Origin of the sequence: Paenibacillus sp. FSL H7-0943 (genome assembly GCF_037963265.1) — a bacterium.
GTDB classification, from domain to species: Bacteria; Bacillota; Bacilli; order Paenibacillales; family Paenibacillaceae; genus Paenibacillus_AQ; species Paenibacillus_AQ odorifer.
On the sequence record NZ_CP150148.1, the window covers coordinates 6,285,618 to 6,301,626 of the forward strand.

Genomic DNA, 16,009 nt, shown 5'->3' on the forward strand with positions numbered 1-16,009 from the left:
GGTACCCTACTCGCAATATCCGGGTGCGTGCATTCCATCTGCTCATGATTCGATAATCAGGTTCTCCAGGAACCGCTCCATACTGCGTACTTCATCATTCGCTGCTGCAAGAAGTGTATGTACTTCCGCCCCATCCTCTTCAACCTCACGGAGAGTGCGAAGTATCGCCCTAGTTCTTATTAATAAAGCTACTGCTGGTGTGTCTTCTATCCGCTTTGAGCTTGCACCTCTATCTGGAACTTCTATTCTTTGCATTCGATTGAGGTTAGCAGCAATTTCACCTATTTCTCCTCCAGAGAGAACCTTGATGTTCTGGGCGACTCCTTTATCTGCCAGCTCCGTGGTTCCCACCACTAGCGAGCGCAAATCATCAGCCATTTTCTGTGAACGAAGAACATACAGCCCACCGAAGACTAGAATAAATAGAAGGATGGCACTAGGGGTTTGACCCATATGATTAATAACCCAATGAATAAGCCGGACAAAAAAGGCTCCTGGTTGACCCGAATAATGAGAATACAGCAAAGCGACAGCCCGCTGGACAACAAAAAGAAAGGCAGCACTCAAAAGAGCGCAACCCATAAAAATATATAAATAGCTGATACGAACCGTCCGAAGTTTTGGCATGGTAGTTCCCTCCTTGTGCCACAAGGATAACTTCCAAATCTTAAGAACCCGCCAGAGTTTTCTTAAGATTCTATGAAGAATGGGAAACGGGTAATAAAATCCGTGCGAAGAGATGTACTTTCTACATAAATAACGCCATTGTGGCGTTCGATGATACTTTTGGCAATCGCAAGTCCAAGCCCTGAGCCGCCTGTATGCTGTGAACGCGACTTTTCTGCCCGATAGAATCGTTCAAAAATAAAAGGGATATCACTTTCCGCAATTCTCTCTCCGAAGTTGCTAATTCGGACCACAGCATCATTTTCCTTTTTACTGAAACCTATCTCCAATTTTCCGCCGCTTCTGCCGTAACGGATCGCGTTAGTAATCAAATTTTCATAAGCACGTACTAATTCTTTAGGCGAAGCCTCTATCCATAACTCATCAGCAACGTCCTCGATTTCATAGATCATATCCGCCTTTGTTAGTTCAGGAACTGACTCCTCCGCCAGCTGCCGTATGAAGGCCTTCAAATCCAATCTCTGCATAACCAAAGGGTACTCTCCACTATTTACACGTGTGTATTCAAAAAGATCATCGATCAGTTTACGCAGCACCAGGGATTTGTTGTAGGCTATATCCACGTAATACCGGATTTCCGCTTCTTCCTGACATCGATCTTGTTCGATGTATTCCAGAAAGCCCAAGACAGAGGTAAGCGGGGTGCGTAAATCATGGGAAACACCTGTGATCAAGTCATTTTTCGCATTTACAGCTTTACGTTCCTCCTCTATGGAGTGCTGCAAACGCTCAGCCATTTCATTAATATTCTCAGCCAGCACACCCAGCTCATCCGTGGTTCTGACTTCAATTCTATGGGACATCCCGGAGCTTGTAATTTCTCGAATCCCTTTTGTGATCTCTTCCAGATACAGCACAACTTTACGAGTGTAGATAAAAAAGAATAATAAAAAGCTGATAATACCCGCTGCTGTCATTAGTGGCATAGAGCCAATATGATTAATAATCCAGCGCAGTATGCGTGAATAGGGAGCCGACTCTGAAGCCGGATTTAGATAGATCATAAAGTTGACGAGTTGGTACCCTGCCATGAGCAGCAAAGCGCCCGAAAGCACACTCAGCAAAAAAGCAAACATAAACTTCCAGCGAATCGTCGTTATATATTTAGAATTCAAGAAGCCTCACCTAATCCTTTCAGGAAGGTCCGTCTAATTTATAGCCAACTCCCCAGACGGTTTGTATATAACGTGGGCGTTTCGAATCGATTTCGATTTTGTCTCGGAGATTACGAATATGTACCATCACTGTGTTACCGCCATCTAAAAAGGGTTCATTCCATACCTTATTGTAAATTTGCTCCAAGCTAAGCACTTGACCTTGGTGTCTCGCTAAAAGCTCTAGAATAGAGAATTCCCGCGGAGTCAGTTTAATCTTCTGCTGGTCTACATACACCTCATGCTTAGACGTATCTATAGTCAGATCCTCAAAGCTTAGTTTGCTGTCGTTTCCCAACGTATTACTATCCTTATTAAATCCGTGATAACGGCGCAACTGTGATTTTACTCGTGCCACAATCTCCAAAGGATTAAACGGCTTGCCCACGTAGTCATCTGCCCCGAGGCTCAGGCCGGAGATCTTGTCCATATCTGTATTTTTGGCTGATAGTATGATAATTGGCATTTTCCGCTCTTCACGGATCTTCATACATGCAGCTAGCCCGTCCATTTTAGGCATCATGACATCAAGAATAATTAGATCAACTTCCTCTTTCTGCAGACATTCCAGCGCTTCCATTCCATCATAAGCCTTTAGCAGTCTATAGCCTTCATTACAGAGATAAATCGTTAACAGTTCTACAATTTCCTTCTCATCGTCTACTAACAATATCGTTTCTCTCTTCACAGGAAGGGTTTCCTTTCAAATATAGTAATAAATATCTATAGCCTATATATTAGCAGATCAACCGAATTTTTTTCTAAAAAAGAAACGTTTAGTTGTAATCCACGCAAAAAAGGCCCCTGCTCCTCTCGTACTTAAACGAAATGGAACCGGGAACCTTTTGGAATCGAATATAGTTTGTTACTTACATATCCAACAAGCGAATTAGCTCATCTTCATCCTCAATGACCTGAATGCCTAACTGCTGGGCTTTGGCCAGCTTACTGCCAGCTTTTTCACCAGCGATAACTAAATCCGTCTTCTTGGACACACTTCCGGACACCTTTGCTCCGAGTGCTTCCAGACGTTCAGCTGCTTCATCTCGGGTAAGCTTTTGCAAGGAACCGGTCAATACGACCGTTTTGCCACTAAAGAAGGAATCGGTACTAACAGGACGTGGTGCCTCAGGAGCCTTCGCTTCCACACCCAACGCCCGCAAGCGGGAAACATTAGCTACTACAACTGGATCTGCGAAGAAGCTGACAATGCTCTCGGCGACAATCCCACCAATGTCTGGTAACTCAGCGAGCTCCTCGGCTTTGGCCTGCATCACAGCATCCAGATCACGGAAATGATCAGCTAACATCTTCGTCGTTGCTTTACCAGTGTTAGGGATCCCTAACGCAAAGAGAAATGAAGCAAGATCTCTACCTTTGCTATCTTCTAAAGCTTGCAGCAAATTCTGTGCTTTTTTCTCACCAAAACGGTTCAGCTGTACAAGCTGCTCAAAGTTCAGTTCATACAGATCCGCAGAGTCATGTACATTAAGCTCATCATAGAGCTGACCCGCCGTCTTCTCACTGAACGTCTCGATATCCATCGCATCACGCGAAGCAAAGTGGGTGATCCGACTGATAATCTGCGGCCTACAATTCAGTTTATTGTTACAGAAAAGATGTGCTCCGCGCATTTCTAACGGATATCCACAAGCTGGACAGTCCTCAGGGAAAATAATCTCTCCACCGTCATTCTCCTCTGTTACCTTGCCGAGAATTTCTGGGATAACATCATTGGAACGGCGAATAAAGACCCGCGAACCTAAGGCGAATTTCAAGTTTTTGCGCTCAATATCACCCACATTATTCAGGGTGCAGTTCTGAACGGTAACTCCGGCAAGCTCTACAGCCTCAACCCGAGCCAGCGGAGTCACTTTACCTGTACGACCTACATTCCAGCTAACAGACTCCAGCACGGTCGTCGTTTCTTCGGCTTCAAATTTATAAGCAACTGCCCAACGCGGGAACTTGTCAGTATATCCAAGCACCTCACGGATTCTAAAATCCGTGATCTTAATTACAGCCCCATCAATGAGATAATCAAGACTCGAACGACTCTCCTCGATTCCAGCGAGCTGCTCAGTTACATCATCAAAATCATTGCAGTAGGTCAGGTATGGGTTCACTTTAAATTTGTTATTCCGCAGAAAATCCATCATTTCCTGATGGTCAGCGAACTCCGCGCCTTCTGCAAAGCCTACATTATAGAAAAAAGCGTTCAAACGGCGGTCCGCAGTAGTCTTCGGATTAAGATTACGCAGTGCACCTGCTGCTGCATTACGCGCATTCTTCAGCGGCTCTGCAGCCCTTGTATTATAATCAGCCAGCACAGACAGATTCATAATCCCTTCACCCTGAACCTCAATGGCCCCATCCTTGAAGGGAATCGTCAATGGAACGGATTTGATGGTCTTCACCTGTGCAAGTATTCCTTCGCCAACTACACCATTGCCACGCGTTGATGCCTGTTCGAGAACACCATTACGATAGGTTAAATTCAGCGTTAAGCCATCGAACTTCAGTTCTACTGCATAACAAGGATCAGGAAGAGGGGTATCTGGATTCTTAAGATTGTATTCATTCACTAACCGGAGCACCCGGGTATTCCAGCTGCGCAGCTGTTCAATATTCTGTGCTTTATCCAGACTCCAAAGCGGTGCCAGATGCCGATGCGGCGTGAAGCCCTTAAGCAGCTCTCCACCTACACGTTGTGTAGGCGAATCCGGTAGTACGAAGCCACTCTCAGCCTCCAGTGCTACAAGCTTGTCGTATAAAACATCGTATTCCTTATCGCTGACTAGCGGTGCATCCAGCGTGTAGTAGTGGTAATTATAGTTATTTAATTCCGCAACAAGCTCTTCCATCACATGCATAGCATCCATGCAGGTACATCCCTCCGTCAATAAGTTTCCTAAAGTTAGCGTGGTCTAAATATCCGTTCGTTAATCGTTGTCTGCTATTATTCCACTTTGGTAATCGGCGCAAACCCCGCAAGCAGGCGTTTCACACCCACGGGAGCCGGAAAAGCAATCTGTAGCTCCGTGTCATTCCCGCTGCCTTTAACAGATACAACGGTGCCCGTGCCCCATTTGCCGTGGGAGACCTTGTCACCCGCTTTGTAATCGCCAGCTGCTGCAGCCCCTGCTCCGGTAGCACGCTGTGCGCCTCCGGAGGTCACGGTCACGCTGCTCTTGCTTGCCGCCGCTGACGCCGTGCTTCCGCCGCCTGTCGGCGTAGCTCCGGCGGCTCCACCCCGGCCGCCAAAGTTCCCACGGCCACCGCTGCCGAAGCCGCGTCCGCCGTAAGCACCGCCTGCCTCCGCGCCTCCGCGCTGGAAGCGGTCTTGAGTCTTAACGGTATCTTCCTTCAGTTCCTCCGGAATTTCCTCTAAGAAGCGGGACGGTTGGTTCGCCGTCGTCCGGCCAAAGAGCGTACGCATCCGCGCACAAGAGAGAAACAGTTGTTTCTCCGCGCGGGTGATCCCCACATACGCAAGCCGGCGTTCCTCTTCCAGCTCGTCGTTGTCCTGGAAGGCACGGCTGTGTGGGAACACGCCTTCTTCCATTCCGACGATAAATACCGTCGGGAACTCCAGACCTTTGGCGCTGTGCATCGTCATTAACACAACAGCATCACTACGATCCTCTTCATCATCGTTCACACTATCGATATCTGCGATAAGTGCAAGATCTGTGAGGAAGGAGACCAGCGACTTGTCTTCGTTGTTCTTTTCAAACTCCATCGTCACCGATAAGAACTCATCGATATTCTCTAGCCGCGAGCGTGATTCGAGTGTGTTTTCATTTTGCAGCTCCAAACGGTACTGCGACATTTCCAGTATTTTTTCCGTCAATTCGGTTACAGACAAGAACTCCACCATACGGTGTAGAGCTTCAATCATATCGTAGAACTCTACTAGCATATTCCGCGTCCGTCCAGCAAAGCCCAAATCATCGACCGTTTGCAGTACTCGGAAAATAGAAACACCACGTTCACCAGCAGCAGCTGCCAGCTTGCCAACCGTTGTATCTCCTAATCCACGCTTAGGAACATTAATAATACGCGTCAGGCTGATATCATCATCAGGGTTAGACAGTAAACGTAGATACGCCAGCAGATCCTTGATTTCTTTACGATCATAGAACTTGATCCCGCCAACGATTTGATATGGAATATCTGATTTGATCAAAATTTCTTCTATTACCCGTGACTGAGCATTCGTCCGATACAGAATCGCGTGATTCTGGTAAGCTTGACCTTGCTTCACATTTTTGCTGATTTCTCCGGTTACAAAATACCCTTCGTCATGCTCGGAATCCGCCCGGTACACCTTAATCTTGGCGCCTTCCTCGGAATCGGTCCACAGCTTTTTCGGTTTACGGCCACTATTAAGCGCGATTACCCCATTGGCTGCATTCAGGATATTAGCGGTTGAACGGTAATTCTGTTCTAGCAGAATCGTCTTCGCTTCCGGATAATCCTCTTCAAAATTAAGAATATTCGTAATATCCGCACCACGCCAGCGATAGATCGACTGGTCACTATCCCCTACCACGCAAATGCGGTGGTGGCTGTCTGCCAGCATGCGGCACAACATGTATTGTGCTCTGTTCGTATCCTGATACTCATCCACATGGATGTATTTGAACTTCTTTTGGTAAAAATCCAGAACCTCGGGAACTTCCTTAAATAATTCGATAGTCTTCATAATCAAATCATCAAAATCAAGCGAGTTATTGCTTCTCAAACGCCGTTGGTACATTTTATAAACCTTGGCAACTAAACCTTCGAAATAATCACCGACTTTTTGCTCATACTGCGCCGGAGTAATCAGTTCATTCTTAGATGCGCTAATTATGGCTTGTACAGCTTTCGGTTCGAATTTTTTCGTATCAATATTCAGTTCCTTCATGCAATTACGAATTACTGATAACTGGTCTGTAGAGTCCAGAATCGAGAAGTTGGAAGTAAATCCAATGCGCTCAATATCCTTCCGCAAGATCCGAACACACATGGAGTGAAAGGTGGATACCCAAATATCTCTTCCCTCAGGTCCAACGAGCTTAGATACACGTTCCTGCATTTCCCTCGCAGCTTTATTCGTAAATGTAATCGCCAAAATCGCCCAAGGCGGCGCCTTTCGATTAGCAATCAGCCAGGCAATTCTGTGAGTCAGCACTCTCGTCTTCCCACTGCCCGCACCAGCCATAATCAAAAGGGGTCCTTCAGTAGTTTCGACAGCCTGCCTTTGTGGAGGATTCAATCGGCTGACCGCGTCTTGTATGTTAATAAGTTGCATGTGTAACATGCTCCTTTCTAAAAATGAAATTACAAATCATAAGTAGTCCATAAGCTAACCGCTAGTCGAACTGCTCTTGCACCGTCTTTTTAACAGCAAATACCGTACGAATTGCCTGCTCTACATCCCGATAAATAATATTGCCGACAACTACTGTATCACATAGAGCTGCTGCCTGCTCGGCCTCTGCCTCACAAGTAATGCCGCCTCCATAAAATAGTTGGGCTTGCTCCACCATCTCACGCACTATACGTACTGTCTCCATATCCCCAAATCTACCGCTATATTCAAGATAGACTATTGGCAGGGACATCAGCTTGTCCGCAACCTGGGCATACGCAGCCGCCTCTTCAGCATTAATGGTTGTCTCGGCCCCTGTAATCCGCGCAACTGAAGAATCACTGTTCAAAACGACGTAACCTTCCGTTAGCAGCTGATCCCATGGGATCATAAATCCATAACGCTCTATAGCTCGACGATGATGGCCTACAATCCAAGCTGGATCAGGTGTATTTAGCACCATAGGAATCATATAAAGATCAAATCCGGGTACAGCAGCTTCAAGTTCGGATACCTCGAGTGCACAGGGCAGCTCAAAACGTCTTACTCTTGATAAGAGATCTACTGTATTCTCATAAGTAACTCCTGTAGAGCCTCCTATCAATATGGCATCCGTGCCGGACAAGCAAACGGCCTCCAAATCCTCATCTGAAATCATACGATCTGGGTCCAACTTAAACACATGCCGCCAAGGTTTGATCATTTGCTGTACTGATTTCATGGGAATCATCCTTAATTGTCATTTGGGCAAGACAAAACACTCCTGCCGCCGCAAAAGATATAGATCTAGTCTATGCCAGCACAGGAGGTGTGTCAATTTAAAGCGAACAAAAATACGAACATTTTTTCGTATGTAAATTTGAGGTCCCCGCAAAGTACCTGAATACGCATCTGAGGAAAGCAGCACTTTGCAGGGATATATTAGTTGTAATGAGTGGATATAGATTTCAACGTATACCTCTGAGGTTATTCAAATCATTTTCAGGCACAAAATCACTATAAAATCCGTCTACACCCATACGAGATAGCTCTCTAATCTCATCCTCTTCATCCACTGTATGAACGTATACACGAGCTCCGATATTTTTTAACTGTTTGACAAAACTCTTGGTGGCCCGGCTAACTGGCATCGTAATATCCACACCTGTTTTTTTAACAAACTCAATAACTTGTTCATCCGTATCCTTAGATTGGTACAGGGTGTAAAGCACTTCTGGAAAAGAATACACCTTATTGATCTCATCAAGCATCGGCTGATTGTAGATCTGTGGAACTATCCGCTCCAACAACGCTGGATCCCGACGCTGCGCCGCTTCGGTCAGCAATGTAAATTGCTTCTCTATAAGTTCCGGTTGGATTTCTTTGGTATCCGTAACGATATAAGCATCTGGATAATTCTGCATTAGATCAAGCACCTTCTCAATATCAAGCGGAGAGTATATATTCAGGATGGGGCTGTCCATAAATTCCTCGTAATCTAGTGCCACACCCTGTTTATTAGCAGGGAGAACCTCCAACTGACCTAAAAGCTTGCTCATATTGCCTGTCCATTCATGCCGAGCAACCAACTGATCATCCTTCGATAACAAAAAATCAACTTCAAATACGCGAGTTCCCCGTTCATAGTTAGCGACAAAGGCCTCCCAAGCATTGGTATACGTATATCCGTTAATTCCCCCCATGGCATGTGCAACGATTCTGTGCGCTTCAAAACCGCTCGTGGGTTGCTCTTCCTCTTTGTTCAACGTTATTACAAGAATCATTATTAGTGCGACAATCATTACTACGGTTGCAATAATCTTTTTCTTATTCATAGTTGTGAGTTTCCTTTGCAAAGTTTAGATTAGAAAATTAATACCCCGCTCTGCCAGTGGCAAAACGGGGTATTATTAAAATTTCACAAATCTAAATAAGTGCAGGTCTCAATATGCGTTTTTGTTAACGAAGCCGTTGCGAATCGTTTTGAAAATAATTCGAATATCGAACAGTAAGGACCAGTTTTCGATATAGAAAATATCGTGCTTAATCCGTTCCTCAATTGAAGTGTCCCCGCGCAGCCCATTGCTCTGTGCCCAGCCCGTAATTCCTGGACGCACATGGTGCTTCACCATATACTTCGGAATTTCATCACGGAATTGTTCTACATAAAATGGTCGTTCTGGCCGTGGGCCAACTACACTCATATGACCGAGTAATACATTAAAAAATTGCGGAAGCTCATCCAGACTTGTCTTACGGATAAAGGTTCCAAATCGAGTTCTACGAGGATCTTCCCGCGTACTCCAACCTGTATCCTCTTCCCCGTCCTGCTGCATCTTCATTGAACGAAACTTATACATCATAAAATTACGCCGATTAAGTCCCACCCGTTCCTGCCGGAATATGATCGGTCCCGGTGAGGTAAGACGTACGCCGAGAGCTACGATCAGCATCACAGGAGATATCATAATAATAGCGAATAGAGAGAACACGATATCAAACAAACGTTTTGCCATCTTATTCCCCGTCATATCCAGTGGAATATCACGAACATTAATCATTGGCATACCTGCAAAGTTATCAAAGTAAGGACGAGCTGGTAAATAATCAAAGAAATCCGGAATAATCAATGTGCGTACCCCTGCTTTTTCACAGGCTGCAATAATCGAAGGATATTTAGAATGCGCATCGAGCGGCAAGGCTAAAATAACCTCGTCCACAGGCAGCATCTCCAGCATTCCGGATAACTGATCGACCGTTCCCAGGATAGGTTTATACCGTTGCTCCTCAATCCCGTCCCAAGTATGGTAATCGTCTAAAAAGCCAATGGCTTCATATCCAAGCTCAGGATATTGTTCCAAATTGTTGTAGAATCTTTTACCAAGAGTACCTGCGCCGATGATAAGTACGAACTGGCGATTCAATCCTTTTTCGCGCAAAGATTTAAGCATCTTCTTCAACACATAACGGTAAAGCATAATGGAAAGAACATTAAATCCCATATAAATAGCCAGATATGTACGGGAGATATCAATTTCTTTCACGAAAAACATTAAACCAAGCAGGATGAAGATGCTCATGATATGCACTTGGAAAATCTTAATAAATTCATCGACAAAACGTTTCTTACGCTTAGGCAAATAAAGCGATAAAAGGATACCAATTAAGACAGCTACTACGCCATAAATCATACTCCAATAAGCGTAAGACTCTACAGGCAGCGTGTTATAGGATTCCATCCATCCGCTCTTGAACTTGATCCACCAAGCCGCTAAAAAGGACAGTTGGATGACAAGAAAGTCAGCAACCATATAGAGCTGTGTCAAAAATTTCTGATTCCGCCGAATCATAATCTCACCTCAGTATTCTTATCGTTACGAGCGCCTGTTTCCGTAGCAGAGCTAAGACTCTGTGCAGGTGATGGAACTGCTTTAGGAAAGATTAGGGCATTCCGCAAAAGGGACAGAGCAAACTTCATACCAACACCAGCATATACTGTTCCATTTATAATACTGTTGTACTTCCTACTATAATGCTTACGATGAAATAAAATCATTGCCCTGTGAAATTCATAGACGATCTTGAACGGTCTACGTCTGGCACTGCCGCCTTTGAGATGTACGATGGAGGTCTTCGGATAATAATAAATCTCCCAACCAGCCTCTTTAATACGATAGCACCAGTCTAAATCCTCACCGTACATAAAAAACTCTTCATCTAATCCGCCGACCTGATCAATCGTCTCCCGCCGCAGCAGCATAAACGCACCCACCAGACAATCTATCGGGTAATCAAGATCAGGGTCCAGATAACCTAACTGATAACCGTTAAACTTCGGTCGATCCGGAAACAACTTACTGAAACCAAAAGCATAATAGAAGGAAGCTGACGGTGTAGGAAATCCTCGCTTACACGCTTTATCCAGCGACCCATCTGGCAATATAATCTTACATCCTGACGCCCCAACATCAGGACGACCATCCATAAAGGAGATCATCGTCTCCAGCGTTTCCCTACGTACCACCGTATCTGAATTGAGCAAAAGCACATAACGTCCGGATGAAGCTTCCATCCCCTGATTATTTGCACGGGCAAAACCGACATTGTCGTTATTTGCGATCAACATGACACTTGGAAACTCTCTACCAATCATCTCTACCGAATCATCATGGGAATTGTTGTCTATCAAAATAATCTCATAGGAATAGTTCGTTTCTGAGTCATATACCGACCTGATACAGTCCATCGTCAGGCGACACGTGTTGTAATTGACAATAAGTATGCTTACATCTACATTCACTGCGTAACGCTCCTGACAAATATAGTAATCTACCGACAATTATTATAACATAAAACCTCCCTGAGAGGAGGTGACCTTTCAGGGAGGTTTTTCCAGATACTGTTTGATTTACGTGTTCTTTCGCTCTTTTACGATGGTCTGTATATATTTTCGTTTCTTTTTTAACGCTGGGAGCTGAGTGAAAAAGGATTTCCACGCTACGATTAACTTTGGCTCTCTCAGAAGCATATAACCATGCGCGGCAATTTCATAGGGAAGAGAAACTAAGATTGTCTTCAGCATAGTTCGAGCCGATTCATTCTTGTAGATCATTTTGTAGCGATTAATGTAAGATATTCGCCGGATGAACATTGGTTTGGTACTACGGCCAGACGTTTTCCACCCACGTTCATGATACCCAATTGCCTCAGCATCATAATACCCCTGCCAGCCAAATAGCTGGGCTCTCCAAGCCACATCCACATCTTCCTTATATGCAAAAAAATCTGCATCAAAAAACTCCCCATCAACACTAACGTCTTCAATCATCCGTCGAGAATACATCGCCGCCGCCCCAGATACACCAAATACTGTACCCGACTGTTTCCATAGTTCTGCTGGCTCCCCTGCACCACGGTCAAACGCACGACGTGCCTTGTTCATCCGAAGACCAGTGCTATCCACTGATCCGTGATCAGCCTTTAGCAAAAGCATACCTGTGGCGCTGCCGATCTGTGGATTATTCTCCATCTGTGTGATTAGTCTGGAGATATAGTCTGGAGCCAGCGTCAAATCCGGATTGAGGACAAGCACATAATCTGTTTCTGTAGCAGCTATAGCTTGGTTATGAGCTGGGGCGAAGCCTGTGTTTTTTTGATTTTGGATAAGTAGCAGGCTCGTGGGCGCTTCCTTGTTAGCTTGTGAATTGAACAGATCTAATTCCTCTAGTGAATTACTAAAAAAAGCCCCTTTATCGATCGCGTTAAAGAATATATTCACTTTCTCTGCACAATCGTCCGAAGACGCATTGTCCACAACAACAATTTTCTCAATAGGATAATCCTGTGCCATTACTGCCTCTAAGCAATCTATAATGTCATCCGCACTGTTGTAGGTGACGATATGTACACTAACTGTTTTGTTATTCATGAGTATCCTCGACTTTGTAATTTCTAATTAACTACCTGCTTCCTTCTTATTATAACGAAAGAACACAAAAAACTCCCGCATCGTTATAAACGATTTAGGAGTTTCAATTGGTGTTATTCTATTCTTTTAGCTCTAAGAGGAAATCTCTCAAGCCTTCACGCCAAGGTCGAATGTCCTCAAAACCATTCGTACGTATCGACAGATGCTCCATCACCGAATTCCGAGGACGTGGTGCAGGTCTCGGAAACTGTTCCGTAGCACACGGTTCAAGCGTAGCAGTGAATTTGAAACCCAAAATATCCTCGGCCTCTACAAAGATCGCCTGTGTAAATTCAAACCAGGTACAAGAGTCGCTATTTGACGCATGGTATACACCATACTTCTCAGTTTGAACAAGCTCAAGCAAGAATCGAGCTAAATCGACTGTGTAAGTAGGCGAACCTTTTTGGTCATCGACAACTTGAAGCATTGGCTTTTCTTGACCAAGCTTTAGCATTGTTTTGACAAAGTTATTTCCGTATTTGCCGTACACCCATGACGTTCGTACGATGAAATACTTAGAGGAGAGGGATTGAACGAGTACCTCACCCGCACGTTTCGATTTGCCGTATATACTCTTAGGGTCTGTATTATCATATTCATGGTAAGGCTGTGCACCCATACCATCAAATACATAATCCGTGCTAATATACACCAGCTTGGCTCCAGCTTTTTCAGAAGCAAGCGCTACATTTCGGCTGCCAGTAGCATTAATTAAATAAGCTGCATCAATATCACTTTCTGCCGCATCTACTGCCGTATGAGCAGCACAATGAATAACCGCATCCGGTCCAAACCCGCCAATAACTTGGATGCACTGATCCAGATCAGTAATATCCATCTCCTGACGATCGCAAGCCAACACTTCGTGACCTTGATGCTGGAGCAGTAAAACTACGTCCTGACCTAGTTGTCCGGCCGCACCTGTAACAAGTACCTTCATAGCTATTTTACCCCCGTATCAAAATTACAATGAGTCACCTAAACGATCACCATATTGCTGTTCAGCATATTTTTGGTATTCCCCAGATTGAATACGGGTCCACCACTCGCGGTTATTGAGATACCATTGGATAGTTTCTTTAATACCTGTTTCAAACGTATGTTTCGGCTTCCATCCCAGTTCATTCATAATCTTAGTTGGATCAATCCCATAACGGCGATCATGACCAGGACGGTCTTGAACATAAGTAATCAAAGAATCAGGCTTGCCTAGTTCCTGCAATACCGTGTTTACAATATGCACATTCGTACGTTCATTATTGCCACCAATGTTGTAGACTTCGCCGTTCACACCCTCATGAATAACCAAATCAATCGCGCTGCAATGATCCTCAACATACAACCAATCGCGGATATTCATTCCATCGCCATAAACAGGCAACGCTTGATCAGCAAGTGCACGGGAAATCATCAGCGGAATAAGCTTTTCCGGGAATTGGTACGGGCCATAATTGTTTGAGCAGCGGGTAATATTCACTGGCAGTCCAAACGTTTCGTGATACGCACGTACTAGCAAGTCTCCGCCTGCTTTACTTGCTGAATATGGACTGTTAGGAGCCAGAGGAGTTTCTTCGGTGAATAATCCTGTCGCTCCCAGTGATCCATATACCTCATCCGTAGATACTTGAACAAACTTAGTGATACTGTATTTTTTCGCCGCATCCAAAAGCACTTGTGTTCCAAGTACATTCGTCTTCACAAACACTTCCGGCTCTAAAATACTCCGATCCACATGCGACTCCGCCGCGAAATTGACAACGACATCCACACCCTGGCTAATCAGTTCATCCATCGCAGTAACATCTGTAATGTCGGCCTTCACAAACGTATAGTTCGGATGATTCTCGATCGATTTTAGGTTCTCCAGATTACCTGCGTAAGTCAATGCATCCACGTTGACGATCTGGTAATCAGGATGTTGTTGCAGCATGTATAATACAAAGTTGCTGCCGATAAATCCGGCTCCGCCGGTAACTAGCAGTTTCATTTATAGCCCACCTTTTGTTCTTTGAGATTATATTTAAATTTTTGCTTACCACTGTTAATCAAAGTTTATTTCCGCATCTATCAGTAATGGATGACGTTGATCCTTATCCGACAATATAGGACTAGAAGTCGGCCAATCAATACCTAAGGCTGGATCATTCCATAATATGCCACGATCATTTTCAGGGGAATAATATTCGTCCACCTTATATAATACTTGGGTGTTAGGCACTAACGTACAAAAACCATGCGCGAAGCCTTTAGGCACCAGTAGCTGACGTTTATTATATTCGCTAAGAATTACTCCGACCCATTGACCAAATGTAGGGGAATTACGACGTATATCGACGATAACATCATAAATAGCACCGGATAAGACGCGAATTAATTTAGTTTGAGCTTTAGGGTTTAACTGGTAATGCAGGCCACGTAACACCCCAACCTCTGCTGAGAGGGACTGGTTGTCTTGAATAAATTGATAGTTAACTCCGAGTTTATGCATTATTTCTTCGTTATAGCTTTCCATAAAAAAACCCCGGTTGTCGCCATGGACAACCGGTTCTAGTAGGCTTGCGCCTTGTAACTTTAAAGGAGTGACATTCATCTTGGAGCTCCTCCTCGTTTCTATAGTTTTAATTTACCGAATTCTTCATCAAACAGAATATCCTTGGCCAATTCATTAGCTCTCGCTAGTGAAGAATGCGTACCCGCATCAGTCCACCAACCGCCCAAAACATCATACGTCAGTTCATTTCTTTTAATATATGCATTATTTACATCCGTTATTTCTAGTTCTCCTCGATTTGAAGGAGTAAGCTTCTTAATAATCTCGAAAACCTTACTATCGAACATGTAAATCCCAGTGACTGCATATCCACTTTTTGGAGCAGTAGGCTTTTCCTCAATAGATATGATATTATCGCCCTGGAGTTCAGGAACACCGAAGCGCTGTGGATCGGAAACCTTTTGAATCAGAATCTTAGCTCCAGTTCCCTGAGCTTTAAAATTTTCAATATATTGAGAAATATCCTCTTCAAATACGTTGTCCCCAAGAATAACAACACTTTGGTCATCTCCAACAAATTGCTCTGCAAGGCCGAGTGCTTGAGCTATACCGCCAGCTTCATCCTGAACTTTATAGGTAAAAGAAGCACCCATAGAGTTTCCACTTCCAAGCAGATTTACCACATCACCCATATGTTCTTTACCAGTAACAATTAAGATATCCTTGATACCAGCCTGTTTGAGCTTATAGATTGAGTGGAAAATCATTGGATATTTGCCTACTGGGAGAAGATGTTTGTTGGTGACTTTTGTTAGAGGATAAAGACGTGAGCCTGTGCCTCCGGCTAGGATTATTCCCTTCATTTTATT

At 44.4% G+C, this 16,009-nt stretch carries 14 protein-coding genes; all 14 read right to left on the reverse strand.

Annotated elements, in window-relative coordinates:
- Positions 1 to 42: 42 nt before the first annotated feature.
- Complete coding sequence (locus NSQ55_RS27635) at positions 43 to 627, reverse strand: HAMP domain-containing protein (RefSeq protein WP_076220674.1); 585 nt, start codon at positions 625 to 627, stop codon at positions 43 to 45.
- A 62-nt stretch (positions 628 to 689) separates the two neighbouring features.
- On the reverse strand, positions 690 to 1,802 hold the full coding sequence (locus NSQ55_RS27640; protein WP_076099628.1) for a HAMP domain-containing sensor histidine kinase: 1,113 nt from the start codon (positions 1,800 to 1,802) through the stop codon (positions 690 to 692).
- Between the two features lie 19 nt (positions 1,803 to 1,821).
- Positions 1,822 to 2,529, reverse strand: a complete 708-nt coding sequence (locus NSQ55_RS27645; RefSeq protein ID WP_036678667.1) for a response regulator transcription factor — start codon at positions 2,527 to 2,529, stop codon at positions 1,822 to 1,824.
- Between the two features lie 181 nt (positions 2,530 to 2,710).
- Positions 2,711 to 4,723, reverse strand: a complete 2,013-nt coding sequence (gene ligA, locus NSQ55_RS27650; protein ID WP_339170022.1) for an NAD-dependent DNA ligase LigA — start codon at positions 4,721 to 4,723, stop codon at positions 2,711 to 2,713.
- Between the two features lie 77 nt (positions 4,724 to 4,800).
- Positions 4,801 to 7,140 carry a DNA helicase PcrA gene (gene pcrA, locus NSQ55_RS27655; RefSeq protein ID WP_339170025.1) on the reverse strand — a complete coding sequence of 780 codons (2,340 nt, stop codon included), beginning with the start codon at positions 7,138 to 7,140 and terminating at the stop codon, positions 4,801 to 4,803.
- Positions 7,141 to 7,201: 61 nt separating this feature from the next.
- A complete protein-coding gene (locus NSQ55_RS27660; RefSeq protein WP_139330100.1) occupies positions 7,202 to 7,921 on the reverse strand; it encodes a heptaprenylglyceryl phosphate synthase in 720 nt (239 codons plus the stop codon).
- A gap of 226 nt (positions 7,922 to 8,147) precedes the next feature.
- Positions 8,148 to 9,014, reverse strand: a complete 867-nt coding sequence (locus tag NSQ55_RS27665) for a phosphatidylinositol-specific phospholipase C/glycerophosphodiester phosphodiesterase family protein (protein ID WP_076179707.1) — start codon at positions 9,012 to 9,014, stop codon at positions 8,148 to 8,150.
- A gap of 108 nt (positions 9,015 to 9,122) precedes the next feature.
- Positions 9,123 to 10,529, reverse strand: coding sequence for an undecaprenyl-phosphate glucose phosphotransferase (locus NSQ55_RS27670; RefSeq protein ID WP_076205799.1), 1,407 nt, complete (start codon positions 10,527 to 10,529; stop codon positions 9,123 to 9,125).
- Positions 10,526 to 11,479, reverse strand: coding sequence for a glycosyltransferase family 2 protein (locus NSQ55_RS27675; protein ID WP_339170036.1), 954 nt, complete (start codon positions 11,477 to 11,479; stop codon positions 10,526 to 10,528). Before NSQ55_RS27675 ends, NSQ55_RS27670 begins: the two co-directional genes overlap by 4 nt.
- A gap of 108 nt (positions 11,480 to 11,587) precedes the next feature.
- Positions 11,588 to 12,607: a glycosyltransferase family 2 protein gene (locus NSQ55_RS27680; RefSeq protein WP_339170039.1), complete on the reverse strand. Its 1,020-nt coding sequence runs from the start codon at positions 12,605 to 12,607 to the stop codon at positions 11,588 to 11,590.
- Between the two features lie 118 nt (positions 12,608 to 12,725).
- Positions 12,726 to 13,589, reverse strand: a complete 864-nt coding sequence (rfbD, locus tag NSQ55_RS27685; RefSeq protein ID WP_038573485.1) for a dTDP-4-dehydrorhamnose reductase — start codon at positions 13,587 to 13,589, stop codon at positions 12,726 to 12,728.
- A 24-nt stretch (positions 13,590 to 13,613) separates the two neighbouring features.
- On the reverse strand, positions 13,614 to 14,636 hold the full coding sequence (gene rfbB / locus NSQ55_RS27690; protein ID WP_076310680.1) for a dTDP-glucose 4,6-dehydratase: 1,023 nt from the start codon (positions 14,634 to 14,636) through the stop codon (positions 13,614 to 13,616).
- Between the two features lie 54 nt (positions 14,637 to 14,690).
- On the reverse strand, positions 14,691 to 15,239 hold the full coding sequence (rfbC, locus tag NSQ55_RS27695; protein ID WP_339170047.1) for a dTDP-4-dehydrorhamnose 3,5-epimerase: 549 nt from the start codon (positions 15,237 to 15,239) through the stop codon (positions 14,691 to 14,693).
- 20 nt (positions 15,240 to 15,259) lie between these two features.
- A complete protein-coding gene (locus tag NSQ55_RS27700) occupies positions 15,260 to 16,003 on the reverse strand; it encodes a sugar phosphate nucleotidyltransferase (protein ID WP_339170049.1) in 744 nt (247 codons plus the stop codon).
- Between the last annotated feature and the right edge of the window lie 6 nt (positions 16,004 to 16,009).

Coding starts and splice junctions, on each gene's coding strand:
- NSQ55_RS27635 (WP_076220674.1), bottom strand. CDS start 627: ATGCCAAAACTTCGGACGGTTCGTATCAGCTATTTATATATTTTTATG.
- ligA (WP_339170022.1), bottom strand. CDS start 4,723: ATGGATGCTATGCATGTGATGGAAGAGCTTGTTGCGGAATTAAATAAC.
- pcrA (WP_339170025.1), bottom strand. CDS start 7,140: ATGCAACTTATTAACATACAAGACGCGGTCAGCCGATTGAATCCTCCA.
- NSQ55_RS27660 (WP_139330100.1), bottom strand. CDS start 7,921: ATGAAATCAGTACAGCAAATGATCAAACCTTGGCGGCATGTGTTTAAG.
- NSQ55_RS27665 (WP_076179707.1), bottom strand. CDS start 9,014: ATGAATAAGAAAAAGATTATTGCAACCGTAGTAATGATTGTCGCACTA.
- NSQ55_RS27670 (WP_076205799.1), bottom strand. CDS start 10,529: ATGATTCGGCGGAATCAGAAATTTTTGACACAGCTCTATATGGTTGCT.
- NSQ55_RS27680 (WP_339170039.1), bottom strand. CDS start 12,607: ATGAATAACAAAACAGTTAGTGTACATATCGTCACCTACAACAGTGCG.
- rfbD (WP_038573485.1), bottom strand. CDS start 13,589: ATGAAGGTACTTGTTACAGGTGCGGCCGGACAACTAGGTCAGGACGTA.
- rfbB (WP_076310680.1), bottom strand. CDS start 14,636: ATGAAACTGCTAGTTACCGGCGGAGCCGGATTTATCGGCAGCAACTTT.
- rfbC (WP_339170047.1), bottom strand. CDS start 15,239: ATGAATGTCACTCCTTTAAAGTTACAAGGCGCAAGCCTACTAGAACCG.
- NSQ55_RS27700 (WP_339170049.1), bottom strand. CDS start 16,003: ATGAAGGGAATAATCCTAGCCGGAGGCACAGGCTCACGTCTTTATCCT.